Annotated in this window: 7 protein-coding genes and 1 pseudogene; 1 reads left to right on the forward strand and 7 read right to left on the reverse strand. The window is 41.4% G+C overall.

All coding sequences use genetic code 11. The annotated features are described in order from the left end of the window. Positions 1-332: 332 nt before the first annotated feature. From Q0W37_RS03305 to Q0W37_RS03325, 5 genes are read right to left on the reverse strand one after another with little or no spacing between them, the layout of a single operon-like run. The gene (locus Q0W37_RS03305) at positions 333-1,838 is read right to left on the reverse strand and encodes a hypothetical protein (protein WP_297698745.1); all 1,506 of its coding nucleotides are present in this window, start codon (positions 1,836-1,838) and stop codon (positions 333-335) included. 20 nt (positions 1,839-1,858) lie between these two features. Further along, positions 1,859-3,910, reverse strand: a complete 2,052-nt coding sequence (locus Q0W37_RS03310; RefSeq protein ID WP_297698747.1) for an AAA family ATPase — start codon at positions 3,908-3,910, stop codon at positions 1,859-1,861. A 6-nt stretch (positions 3,911-3,916) separates the two neighbouring features. Further along, positions 3,917-5,965, reverse strand: a complete 2,049-nt coding sequence (locus tag Q0W37_RS03315; RefSeq protein ID WP_297698749.1) for a DUF2779 domain-containing protein — start codon at positions 5,963-5,965, stop codon at positions 3,917-3,919. Between the two features lie 44 nt (positions 5,966-6,009). After that, positions 6,010-7,431: a BspA family leucine-rich repeat surface protein gene (locus tag Q0W37_RS03320; RefSeq protein WP_297698751.1), complete on the reverse strand. Its 1,422-nt coding sequence runs from the start codon at positions 7,429-7,431 to the stop codon at positions 6,010-6,012. A gap of 21 nt (positions 7,432-7,452) precedes the next feature. Then, the gene (locus Q0W37_RS03325) at positions 7,453-8,292 is read right to left on the reverse strand and encodes a BspA family leucine-rich repeat surface protein (protein ID WP_297698753.1); all 840 of its coding nucleotides are present in this window, start codon (positions 8,290-8,292) and stop codon (positions 7,453-7,455) included. Positions 8,293-8,707: 415 nt separating this feature from the next. Here Q0W37_RS03325 and Q0W37_RS03330 point away from each other — a divergent pair, with 415 nt between their 5' ends. After that, on the forward strand, positions 8,708-9,622 hold the full coding sequence (locus Q0W37_RS03330) for a PD-(D/E)XK nuclease family transposase (protein ID WP_297698755.1): 915 nt from the start codon (positions 8,708-8,710) through the stop codon (positions 9,620-9,622). A 101-nt stretch (positions 9,623-9,723) separates the two neighbouring features. Here Q0W37_RS03330 and Q0W37_RS03335 read toward each other — a convergent pair whose 3' ends face one another. Next, positions 9,724-12,039 (reverse strand): ABC transporter permease subunit, encoded by a 2,316-nt coding sequence (locus Q0W37_RS03335; RefSeq protein WP_297698757.1) that lies wholly within the window; start codon positions 12,037-12,039, stop codon positions 9,724-9,726. An 8-nt stretch (positions 12,040-12,047) separates the two neighbouring features. Beyond that, positions 12,048-13,142 (reverse strand): annotated as a pseudogene (locus tag Q0W37_RS03340) (amino acid ABC transporter ATP-binding protein). Positions 13,143-13,322: the final 180 nt, after the last annotated feature.

Consider the following 13,322-nt stretch of genomic DNA (forward strand, 5'->3'; position numbering starts at 1 on the left):
TGTGGGGTGGCTCTCTAGCGCCGGACTCGTGGCTCAAAGTACGCCGGAATAATCATCCGGAGTAAAACCGCGTTCAGCCATTCGTTCTAAAGCATGCTTTGTTATGTTCATAATAAATATACAATATGTATGTACAGTTTGTCAATATACGTTTGGTTTTCAGGGTGAAATAGAATTACCCCAATCTATTAACACGCAACATTCAGAAAAAATGGGAATTTTGGCACCTTTTTAATGATCAATTATGGGTATACAAAAACAGCCCCCGCAGAGTCATTTTTTTTGGGGGGCAATTTTGATACAGCAAAAGTATTTTACAGGAGTTTTGGAAGCTACGTTTCTATTTGCGCTTTAATTTTTTCCACTAATTCTTTTTCGACATTCTGCATTTTAGCAACGAAGTCGTCCCATTGGGTTGCACAAGCTGGAATAGGGACTGCAAACACAGATATCTCTCCCTTATAGCCTACGGTTTCCCAATCCCTGATACGGATGTCATTTTCCTGTATTTTACGAGATTCGCTAAATGAGTATGGAGAAATCAAAATGGTTTTCGTTGCCTCTAGAGTATACATATAGGCAAGCATTTGCATCACATCGCGACCTTTGATAAAAACGCGGTACTCGCCATTTCCATTTTTTGGTATATAATTATCTTCTTCAAATTCGGAATCGTTTTTATCAATATCATTGTCGTTCTTATTCACGCACAATTTCTTGTATTTGGCGTCTAAAACAACAGACTTTTTGTTATTCGCCCCATCTCTTTTTCTATAAAAGTCGGGATAGTGATTTTTTCGACCACCAACCAAAAGCTGTATTCCATTTTCTCCCGTTCTGTTGTTGGAATGAATCAAGTCAACATGACTATCTTCAAACACCTTCGCCAAATACTCTTCCCATAGCGAGGCTCCGTCAAACAAGATTCCCCTAATAGGCTTATCACTTTTGCCATAGCTCAATTTTTCATGACGCAAAATAGCCAAGCAAAGTTTGCGTAGATTTTCGTATGCGGTATAATATGGATGCGTCACAGGGTGCAGATTTTGGGCAATCACCTGCATCCTTGAATTTTTCGAGTATGTCGGCGTGGCCGCTACAATGGAATTCACGTCATCGCGGGTATCAGTGTCCGAATCAAGAATGGAGCCACCAAAACTAAGGCTACGGATATATTCTATAGTATGGCGAACCAGTTGGGTTATCTTATTGTCGGTTGTATATTCACGGGTGTGGTAAGCAACCTTTCCATTGAATGGCATATTATAGCGAATGTGCCGCGCGACATCAATAGGTCCGCGGACATTGGCATCGTTATATTCACGAGTCACATACGCACGGAAAATTCCTTGTGCGCACGCCGCTTTCAGATAACTGGGAAAAAGGTAATATAAGAAATCAAGAAGTTTGTCTTCTGCAGAACCCGTCTGTGGAGCAAAGGCGACATTACAGACTTTCTGCAACATATAATGCAAAAAATAGTTCTGATTAGACTGGTCAAACCGAGATGTGATTTGCATTTGCAAATCATCACCAAGACCGATAAAGCCCATAACATTGCCGGTCTGAAAACTCGGTTTTTCAAGAACAGTTTCTTGTTCTTTGACCCAATCTAGCTTATAGACAAAATTATCATCTCTACCAAGATCGGCTTCTGCATTATTGAATGAGAATACGAGAAATTCACCATTTTTCTCTTTCCATTTGTCAGAGCACAATTCTTTCAGCGACTTTCCGTTAATCGCTTCTAAATTGCTCCGAAATTTTCCATGCCAGGGTCCCCACGTCTCATTCCACGGAGCAAACGTATACTGATTATCTTTTAGATAAATGGGCATATTCTTTGCAACGGAAAAGATTAATCATTACCGCTTTCGCCTAGTTCTTTATCAGTTCCTTCAGTAGGATTTTCACCATTTACTCCAGGTTTCTTCGGTTCCTTATCACCATAGTAAGCATTTTTCAACTCTATAAGGAACTTGTCATCTTTATCCAATCCTCGTAAGTATTCGCGAACGACGCCCTCAATGTGATTTTCCCAAAGAGCTTTAAAAGCATCTGATTCATTTTTCTTGGACGAATCGTAATATTTGGCAAACTTCAAGAAATAAGCACCACCGATTTGATATGCCTGACCGAGATGATATTTAGGATCGAGAATTTTCTTATTGAGATCATCCATTCGATTTTTCAATCTTTCTAGAAGTTCAGGAGTGATATCTTTTTCCGTACTTTTCTTCCATTTTTCAACATTTCCAAACATCGATTCCTGGCTTTGTTTAGCCGTAATTTCCTTAAAGGCAAATCTACGACGCATAGCAAAATCAATACTATCAACACTGCGGTCGATATCGTTCATCGTGCCAATGATATAGACATTTTCAGGAACGAAGAAATGACCGTAGTTTTCATTTTCACCGTCATCCTTTATACCTAAAGCCTCATCAAACTTATTCGGCTTTTTTTGGAGATTGGCATACTGCGTACGAATTGTTGTAGTTTTATTTTCATCTCCAAGATCATCTTGTTTTACACGATAACCAGGATCAATAGAATAGAAAAGTTCTCCCAAAATTTTGGACATTTCACCACGATTAATCTCATCAATTATAAAGACGAAGTTTTTTCGTTCCGTTTTCTTAGTATCGTCAAATTCAATTTTACCAGCTTCATCATAAATTTTTTGCGCAATTACAAAAATATACGAATCCTTTTGTCTATGACGATTTCTACCCAACGCATCGCGAACGTCCTTTACCTTTTGGGGCTTTCCTTGTACTAAAACACCAACCAATTCATCTAGTTCAAATTCAACAACATTCTTTTTGGGATTATTCGGAATATTTACAATGATAGAATCATCATTTGCAAACTCAATAGAAAACTTATTTTTCGTTTGTTTTGTTTCAAAAGAATTTGGCAATTTTGCTTCAACAGATTCATCTTCAATTTCAGTCTCACCGTCTTCAATTCTAGAGAAAAACTCTTTGCATTTTTCTCTCCAAAAAATTTCTTTTCCTAAATCAGCCCCTGACTTTCGGCTATCTAATAAATTTTTCAAGGCTTTTCTACAAAAAGCCTTAAAAACACCTTCCTTCAATTCAAAGCCTATTTTTTCTTGACCTTGATTCACAGGACGTAAGCCTTCTACGAAATCAGTGTAATCATAGGATTGATGGAACTGAACAAAACCAATTTCATCTTTGGAACAACTCAGCATCTTCGTAGCAATATCCTTTGCAAGATACGTTTTACCTGTTCCCGGAGCACCATGAAGAATAATGTTATGATTATTGAGAAGGAAGTCTTTGATTTCACTTAATTTTTCTTCCATGATAATTTCCTCAGCAGTTTTGGTCTTTACCAATTCCTTGTATTTATTAAACAACGCTATATTACTTTTGTCCCATTGATCCAATTCTTCAACAAAATCATCAAACGACTCACTTAACAAGTCCTTTGAAGAAATAATCACATGCATTCCCTCATGCGACTGCCCTTTTCCTTTTTTAGAGGAATTTGTTAAAGCTTCATCAATTTTCCAGCCTTTCGCTTTACATACATTATTAAGTTGCGTCATCACATCAGGAAATAATTCAACAGGCACTTCCTCATAGCCTCGTTGACTATTTCCACATCTTAATTCAAACCAAAAATAATCAGTACTTCTTAAAGTCAAGCAATACCCAGTTCTACCTTTAGCATCACCTTTTTGAGGCCACGCATTAGAATTCTTTCTACAAAAAAATATTTTTTCACCACTGAGTTTTTTATCTTTTTTGCTTGTTATTTCATCATCTTTTTTTTCAAACCAATCGTTTACTATTTGAAAACCTTTTGCTTCAAGCAACTGCTTTATCTTATCGCCTTTGCCTTCAACTATTTTTTTATTTTCCTCATTATATTCCACAGTCTCTTACTCCTGACAGTTTTTCCTGAAGTATTCCCAGATGCGGACCATTGCGAGGGTGTCGACTTCGCAGTATTTGAGGGATGCCTGGCGGATTGCTTCGGTATGCAGCTTGTTGAAGCGACCGGCTTGCAGCATCACGTAATCGAGCTTGCTGATGCCACCGCAGTTGATTTGCTTTTCATCGTTCCAGATGTCGGAATCGTCGAAATCGGCAGGGAACTTGTTTGCATCAACATTCGCGGCAAACTCTTTTAACATCGGCAAATTATGGTAGGGATCCATATTGTCGCCGTAATGATCGCGGAAATAAGCCTCATCGCTAGCCAAAATGGCAGGAAACACCTGCTTGATGGAATTAGAACTCCCCATCATCGGATGGTAGAAGTATTTTTGAGCGACAGCCTTCAAATCCAACATATCACGGGGTCCTGCAGTAAACGGATACTTACAACTTCCCGTCGGATGCGTAATTTTTTCAATAAAGCGAACCAACTCGTCCTTGTCGGATTCGTCTGATTCAATCAACTGAACTCTAATAGCGTTGAGAATAATATTTTCATGTTCTGCATAACGGAAGATCGTTCCGTCATCATTGTCCAATTGTTTTTTCAGTTCACGGACAAATTTGAAATTCGGATTCTTGCCAGCCTCTAGCGAAATGAACTCTCCCCCACGCCCTTCTTTGTGTTCATAATGTCCATCCTCATAACAGACATGGTGAGAGAACTGGTAGGCAACTTCTTCGTTCGGGCGCGAGCCCTTGAACAGCGGGACAGCACCTTGATAAGTTTCAAAATCGATAAAATGCAGCGGATAGGTCCACTTCGCCATTTCAGCTTTCGCGGCAGCCTTCAAGAATGTCGGTGCCACTTCACCGGTCTTTACGCTGTGAACATGCAAGAAACGCAGGTCATTATCCGAAAGTTTCGTGCGTTTTTGGAACGCTTCAGGAGTCGCTTCTTCAGCAGGAACATATTCGTATTCGTTGATATCGGTCAGGAGAAGCTTTTTCTGTTCAAGCCAGCCATTGCCCTTGAGACTTGGCGGCAGTCCCTTTGAACCACCCTTGACATCTACAATGCAAGGTTTCCCAGCAATATCAACTCCAAGCATATCCTTGAAGAACTCTGCACGACCATCTTTCTTGCCAGCTTTGCGTTCCTCGTCTGTGGCGTAGAACGGACAATTAAATTTTTTCACATCAACTTTACAGAGGCTATAGTCCTTGCGGTTGTTGACATACATGTCCGCAACTTTTTCGACAAAATCCACAAAACAACCATTAAATTTTTCATTAGCAATTTCAGGAATTTCATCATTGATAATCTTGTCGCAGAGTTCATCCACATCGATAACGCGGGCGATGCTATTTTTGCCCTGCAATTTTTCACGAATGTCCGAAGCACATTCTACTTCGCGATGACCATCCTTGAACTTAATCTGTAACAGCGAGCTCAAAGAATCAACATCGCTTATGGCATCGGTGTTTACAAGCATCAGCTTGGCACGAACCTTGAGGTGCGAATAACTTTCAAAGAACTTGGTAAACTGCTGCACCACGTATTTCTGGAATGTAACATCCAAAATCTTATCTAGGTAATCCGATTTGAACTTGCCGCCGCGACCGTCAAAAGAATACAGCGGTTCATCGGCACCAATCCCCTTCGACTTGACTTCAATAATTTCAAGGGTATCACCCCGCTTGTGCAAGATATCGACATAGACCAAGAAGTTGTTCGTGCCAAAGGCGGCTTCAGCCACATCGGCATTTTCCATACGGAGAAAGCGCATCGTGTCTACAAGGGTTTTCATCTGGGCAGGAACCGGCGAAAGCGTCGGATCCCTGCGGATGATGTTCTCGTCGGGAACGCCCTCGTAAACGCGGGCAAGTGCACCAAACTGGTCGCCCACTTCGGCAATGCCATCGACTCCATCAAAGTGGTAGGCGTAGTCTTTGGAATTGCGGTAGTAATACGCATACATCGCACATTCTACCGCCTGGTTGAACGCCGACTTGGTGAACTTTTTCTCGTGATACTTGTTGTCGAGCATAATACCTTCGTTTTAATTATTCAGTCAAGAAAAATAGTTAAAAATTATTCCTTGTACCACTTGGGAGTCTTCTTTTTCAGGGGAGAATCCGCAAACATATCGGACATATCAACATTTTTCGACACGTTCCATTTATCAAGATTTCCTTGAAATTTAGAAGATGCGAACATTTCACTCATTGTCTCAACGTTTGACACATCCCATCCGCTGATATCACCATTAAAAATGGAATTTTTAAACATATGCTCCATGTTTGTAACATTCGACACATTCCATTTACTGATATCACCATTGAATTGCGATTCTCGAAACATATGACTCATATCTGTAACGTTTGACACATCCCATTTACTGATATCGCCATTAAAATCCTTATAACAGAACAAGCTTTCCATATCGGTAATTTTAGACACATCGATAAAATTCAAGTCACACTTATCACCATTTTTCGTAATAGCCGCACGAATCAAAGCGTCCAAATGATTTCTGCTTTGAGCAACGACATTTTTTGCAGAGACGTCAAAGATTTTCCATTTTGGAACATATTCTTCATTATCAGATCCATAAAACAATTCCGATACATTACATTCTAAAGAAACATTCCATTTATCAATGTTCCCCTGAAATTTGGAATTTGCAAACATATAGCGCATATCCGTAACATTCGACACATTCCATTTGCTAACATCTCCATTAAATTCTGAGCCATCGAACATGCCGGTCATATCAGCAACTTTTGATACATCCCATTTACTGAGGTCGCCATTAAATTGCGTTTCACTGAACATGTTGGACATATCAGTCACATTTGAAACATCCCATTTACTAACATCGCCATCAAATTGAGAGTTACAGAACATGCTAGACATATCAGTCACATTTGAAACATTCCATTTGCTGATATCGCCATTAAAACTCGAATATTGAAACAGGCAACTCATTATAGAGACATTCGACACATTCCATTTACTAATATCACCATTAAACGAAGATTCTTCAAACATCTGTTGCATATTAGAGACATTTGAAACATCCCATTCGCTGATGTCTCCATTGAAAGGCGTACTCAAGAACATTCCCATCATATCCTTTACCTTGGAAACATTCCATTGGCAAACATCACCGTTAAAAGCAGACCATGCAAACATGGCTTTCATATTTACAACATTTGACACATCCCATTTGCTGATATCACCATTAAATTCGCTATTCGCAAACAAATCGCTCATATCCGTAACTTTAGATACGTCAATGAAATTCAAATCGCAATTTTTGCCATTCTTTTTAATAGCGGCTTTTATCAATTTAGTTAAATCATTTTTGTCTTTAGCAACAACCGTCTTTTGTTCAGCGGTCTTTTTGGCAGCTGTAGTTTTCTTAGTTTCTACAGTTTTCTTGGCAGTAGTTGTCTTTTTAGTGGCAGTAGTCTTTTTCACTTGTTTAGTTTCTTTTGTTTGTTCTTTCATATTTACCAGCCTTTTAGTTCTTTATTTTTCCAAAGAGCTTTCCTTGTACCACTTAGGAGGTTTCTTTTTCAATGGAGAATCATCAAACATCATCCCTATAATTTTCACTTTAGATATATCCCATTTGCTAATATCGCCATTAAAACGAGAATTAGAGAACATGCTGAACATATTGGTAACATTTGATACATTCCAATCGCTGATATTGCCATTAAATTGAGAACCATCAAACATCAAGGACATATTTGTAACTTTAGACACGTTCCACTTACTGATATCGCCAGTGAATTTCGATTCTTGGAACATCATGAGCATTTTCTTTACTTTAGATACATTCCATTGACTGATATCACCATTAAATTGAGAACCGTAGAACATTCCAGACATATCTGTAACATTTGAAACATTCCACTTGCTGATATCACCATTAAATTGAGATTCACTGAACATATCTTGCATATTCTTTACCTTAGATACGTTCCACTGGCTAATATCGCCATTAAACTGAGACTGACTGAACATAAATGTCATGTCCTGAACTTTAGACACATCCCACTGACTAATATCGCCATTGAATTGCGATTGCATAAATAAATTGCTCATATCCGTAACATTTGATACGTCAATGAAATTCAAATCACAATTTGTACCATTCTTTTTAATGGCGGTTTCTATCAATTTAATCAAATCATTCTTGTCTTTAGCGACAACTGTTTTTTGACCCGCGGTCTTTGGTGCAGCTGCTTTCTTTGGAGATGCTGTAGTCTTCTTGGTTGCTGTTGCCTTTGGAGACGCCACAGCCTTCTTAGCAACCGTAGCCTTTTTAGCTGTAGTTGTCTTTGCTTTTGTTTGTTCAGTCATATTTACCAGCCTTTTGCTTTAGATTTTTTTTTCAAAATAGAGAGCATACGTCAAAAGGACGGTTTCCATTGCGGAAATCGTCTTTGCCACTGACGCAACAAACTTGTAAAACAGATTTTACATAGGGGGGGGGGGTAACGGATTTTAGCGAATCACCTTTCTGATCCGTTCCAAACACAACAACGTCACCCAACATATTCATACAATTCAAATATACATCAAAAATTAACAAAGGGATGTAAAATAGCGTGATTTTTTGAAATTCCAGCCGTATTTCCGACTGATTTCGTAAAAAGAAATAAATTTTCCGAAAAAAAGGCATTGAACGTTCAAAAATTACGTGTATAGTATAGATAGGGACCCTTTTCTCTGTCGCTACACGGAATCCTCCGTGTAGAAACTATAAAAGGCAATAATGACTAGAGAAGAATTTGCCGTTTTTCAGCATAAACTGAAAAATGCGGATGATAACGGACTTGACCTTGACGCAATCGTCAAGGAATACGAACATCGGAATGTCTATTTCTACAATGATGGGTGCATCAAGAAAATTCTCGCAAGCGAGAAGAACTTGATGCTCACGACGGACTTGCTGAACGCAGCGCTGAACCTTGTCGGTTCAGACCGCATTGAGAACCCGAAGCTCGTGAACCCCTATATTCCTGGAGAATTGGGATACCGCAGTGTTGAACCCGATTTGCTGCTGACGAACGACCGTGGCGAAAATATTCCGCGTGACCGCATCTCCATTGACGTTCAGCATGAAAACAACGATTCTCTGTTCAACGACCGTTTGGTTCTTTATGTGGCTCGCCTTACGAGCAGCATGGAAAAGGTTGGAAAGTTTACGCGGCTGGAAAATCTGCATGTGGTCAGTTTCCAGTTTTTCGATGCGTTCAAGGAGTCCCCGAACTATCGCCATAAGGTACAGCTCCGCAATCAGGAGCAGCGTGTATATTTCGAACGGCAGACGGTGACGCTTATCGAAGTGAACAAGTTCCTCAAGCAGAAGGAAAAGTTCGAAGGCGACAATAGCCGCATTGCACAGTGGCTCCGTGCCATCGATACGCTCAACCGTGAAGCCGATTTCAGCGAGTTTGCTGCGGATTCCGTGTTCAAGGTCTTGCAAAACGAGGTAAAATTGTGTAATTTTAGTGCTAGGTATATGATTAGCACGATGATGAGAGATGTTGAGAAGGCTAGCTGGGAATACAGTGGTGGCCTTAAAAAAGCTCGCGAAATTGCGAAGAAAATGCGCGATAAGGGAGTCGATATTTCCATTATAAAGGAAACGACTAATCTTTCCGAAAAAGAAATTCGCGAGCTCTAATTGCTCTAAAAATGCTATGCTTGGCGGTCAAATGGCCGCCTTTTTGCTGTATAACGAGCTGATTTCCCCAAACATTGCTGAAGGGTAAAACAGAGATCTTATTAAAACGAGACCTTCTTCCTGTTCCTAGGGTCGATTCGCTTCTGGATTGCGGTAAGCACACGGGTCAAAAGCCAGGCAATCAAGAAATAGATGATTGCGGTCGTCACCAGCGGGAAAAACGCCTCGTAGGTGCGGCTACGGATAATATCGGAGGCCTTGGTCAGGTCAAGGATGGCGATATAGCCCACCACCGAGGTCATCTCGACCATGCTGATGAATTCACCCTGGTAAACGGGCAGGAAATGCCTTGCCGCCTGCGGGAATACAATCCTGAAAAACGCCCTCACTTTGGTATAACCGAGCGAAAGGGCGGCTTCCATCTGTCCCCTATCCACAGCCTCGATTCCTGTGCGCATCATTTCAGACACATACGCCCCGAAGTTCATGCCAAATCCGATAATGGCGACCCATACCCCATCGAGCCCCGTGCGGGCGAAAACAACGTAGAAAAGAATCATCAACAGAACAACCGATGGCGTCCCCTGCAATATACGGATGTAGGTGATGGCAATGGCATCGGCAATTTTATTCTTCGAAAGTCTCATCAGGCAAATCAGGAATCCAAGAACAGTTCCAAAAATTGCAGACATAATCGAGATAAACACCGTAACGCCAATACCGTCTACAACGAGTTTCCAGCGATCTTCACGAATGAAGGTTCTCTCGAAGCTGGACTTCAACGAAACCCACAAGGTTTCTTCGTCGGAGGCAACAGTCTCCCCTTCTGCAGCCCGTTTCACAATGGCAACGACTCCGCCATCATAAACAGGGACCGAGAAATCAATGCTTTGCTTTCTTTCCTCGGTAATGGTGATCTCGCCCACAGCCAAATCACTTGCACCCGACACAAGCGAAGGCAAAATGGATTCAAAATTCATATTCACAATTTCGAGTCCATAACCATAGGCCTCGCAAAAACGGACTACCCAGTCAATATCGTAACCGACAATGGCATTGTCCTTGATATAAACAAACGGGGCAACCTCCGTATTCGTGGCCAAGTGAAGTGTTCCATTTGTCGCTTTCAATTTCGACAGATCAATTTTCTTGACAGATTCATCGGAGCCAAACCAGACAGCCTCCAAATCCGTCTTCAATCCCTGTTTGTTGGACTTCTGGATAAATTCCGTCATCTGTGCGCGCAACTTTTCGCCTTTTTCATTCTTGGGGAACGCAAAAGCGTAGTCGGCCTCTTCCAAAAGCTTATTTACAATTTCAATTCCTTTATAACTTGCAACCACGAGCCTTGCAGTAGGCTCATCAACAAGCATGGCGTCCAGCTTTCCGGCTTCAATCGATTTGGCCATATCGGCATAGGTATTGAAAAACAGGCTTTTTGCTTTCGGGAAGAAGGTATCCAGCACCTTATTGAAGGCACATCCTGTCCCAAGACCAATCTTTACGCCATCACGATTCAATCCCTCTATAATTTCTTCTGGACTTTTCGCGACCTGTTGCGTTTTTTTACCATCGAGAATCTGAACCGCCATCACGCATTCTGAAACATAGAAGGCATTAGAGAGGTAGTTTTTTTCTTTAAACGCGGGAGTTGCGCTTAACGTTGCCGCCGCAAAATCGTATATTCCAGTTTCAATGCCGAGAATCACCGATTCAAATTCCACATTATGGACTTCAAGGCCATACCCCATTTCCGTGGCAAAGCGGGCCATCAGATCCATCTCGTAACCAACGATTTTTCCATCCTTGATGTATTCAAAGGGCGCAGTCGTGGCATTTGTCGCCATCTTGAGTGTGGGCATTCCCTCTTTTGCCTTCGGGAAATTCACCACTTTTCGGGTTTCATCGTTACCCAGCCAAAGTTGGTCGATCGAGTCCAAAAGACCCGCTGCACGATACTTTTCGATAAAGACGTTCATCTCGTCGCGGAGCTTGCGCCCCTTTTCATTCTTCGGGAACACAGCCACGATGTCCATCGGTTCAAAGCCGGCGTGGATATAGCCGAGATTCGGATTTTGAAGAGCAGCATAACGAATAATCGGTTCGTCGTTGACAAAGCCATCCAGCTTACCGTTCGCCACTAGGTAAGCCATGTCGGGCGTAGACTTGTAATAGTCGATTTTTGCCTTGGGGAGAAGCCGGCGAGTCTCTTTATCCACAAACACAAAACCCGTCTGCATACCGAGTCGCAAGTTCTTATTCTTGTTCATATCGGCAATGGAATTGTACTTGAGATGTTTGTCCCTGAATTGCAGCGGAACATCCTTCAAAGAAGAGTCTTCTGTGGCAGCCAGGACACCGCTTGCGAAATGCATTACGAAAAGCAGAACTATCCAAAATTTCAAAGTCGTTTTCATATTCTCGCCTACTTCACCTGGAAATAAATTTGATTCACGCCATCAACGACACATTGTCTATAGTTTTCAACGGCAACATCCACCAACCTTCGAGAAATTTCATCACAAGTTTCAAGCGGATTTATATTTTCCCCTACAAAGTCAATCTTGATTTCCACACGGCAGGATTCATCGGAATATTCAGCCACCAAATGGATGCTAGATTCTGGGGGCAATTTCATCAGCAAATTCTGCGCGACGAGCTCGTCAAATACAAAATTGACATTTCGGGCAGTCCGCTTGTCAATTTGATTTTTCTCTACAAATTCAAAGAATTTTTGCACCACATTCGTAAAATCAGTCAATCCATTTTGCAGGCGAACATCAAACACCTTCAGGCGTTTGATAAACTGTCGAGTCTTATCTTTTTGCGGATGAACGAAAACCTGTTCTGGAGAGCCTTCTTCGTAAATAACGCCCTCGTCCATATAGAAGACGCGAGTCGATATATCCTTCGCAAATTTCATTTCGTGCGTGACAATGAGCATGGTCAAGCCCTGCTTTGCCAAGTTGCGAATCACCGAAAGAACCTCCCCCACCATTGTCGGGTCAAGGGCGCTCGTCGGTTCATCGAACAGGACAATTTCTGGATCCATGGCAAGGGTTCGCGCAATCGCCACGCGCTGTTTTTGACCACCGGAAAGTTCCTCGGGCAAGTTATTCGCCTTGTCGGCAAGTCCCACCGTGCGGAGCAAAGCCATTCCCTTTTCGTAGGCTTCCTTTTTTGTCCGGTGCAGCAAATCCACTTGCGCCACCATGATGTTTTCGATGACGGACAAGTGATTGAACAAGTTGAAGGACTGGAAAACCATTCCCATTTTTCGGCGAAGCATCGGGACATTCGCCCCCGGTGCCGTAATGGATTTTCCGTCGATTAAGATTTCTCACGAAGTCGGGTTTTCCAGCCTATTGATGCAGCGAAGAAGTGTCGATTTACCAGTTCCTGAAGGGCCTATAATGGAAATAACCTCGCCTCGGTGAATTTCTGCATTCACATCTACAAGCGGAGTTACGTTGGGATACACTTTTTTCAAATGCCGAATCGAAATCATAATCGCAAACATTCCTTCTTAGATACTTTCAATTATAGCAAAAAGATTGCCATATTTTTACATTGAGGAATCCATATTCCAATTTGGAACATTTAACTACTGGGCTAGAGCTTTTCGTTTTTTTATTTTTGTCACCATGAGCAATTCTTTGTACGAAAAATTTGGCCGTATCCCCAGTTTTTGCGCCCCCTT

Origin of the sequence: uncultured Fibrobacter sp. (genome assembly GCF_947166265.1) — a bacterium.
Taxonomy (GTDB): Bacteria; Fibrobacterota; Fibrobacteria; order Fibrobacterales; family Fibrobacteraceae; genus Fibrobacter.

Coding starts and splice junctions, on each gene's coding strand:
- Q0W37_RS03305 (WP_297698745.1), bottom strand. CDS start 1,838: ATGCCCATTTATCTAAAAGATAATCAGTATACGTTTGCTCCGTGGAAT.
- Q0W37_RS03315 (WP_297698749.1), bottom strand. CDS start 5,965: ATGCTCGACAACAAGTATCACGAGAAAAAGTTCACCAAGTCGGCGTTC.
- Q0W37_RS03320 (WP_297698751.1), bottom strand. CDS start 7,431: ATGAAAGAACAAACAAAAGAAACTAAACAAGTGAAAAAGACTACTGCC.
- Q0W37_RS03325 (WP_297698753.1), bottom strand. CDS start 8,292: ATGACTGAACAAACAAAAGCAAAGACAACTACAGCTAAAAAGGCTACG.
- Q0W37_RS03330 (WP_297698755.1), top strand. CDS start 8,708: ATGACTAGAGAAGAATTTGCCGTTTTTCAGCATAAACTGAAAAATGCG.
- Q0W37_RS03335 (WP_297698757.1), bottom strand. CDS start 12,039: ATGAAAACGACTTTGAAATTTTGGATAGTTCTGCTTTTCGTAATGCAT.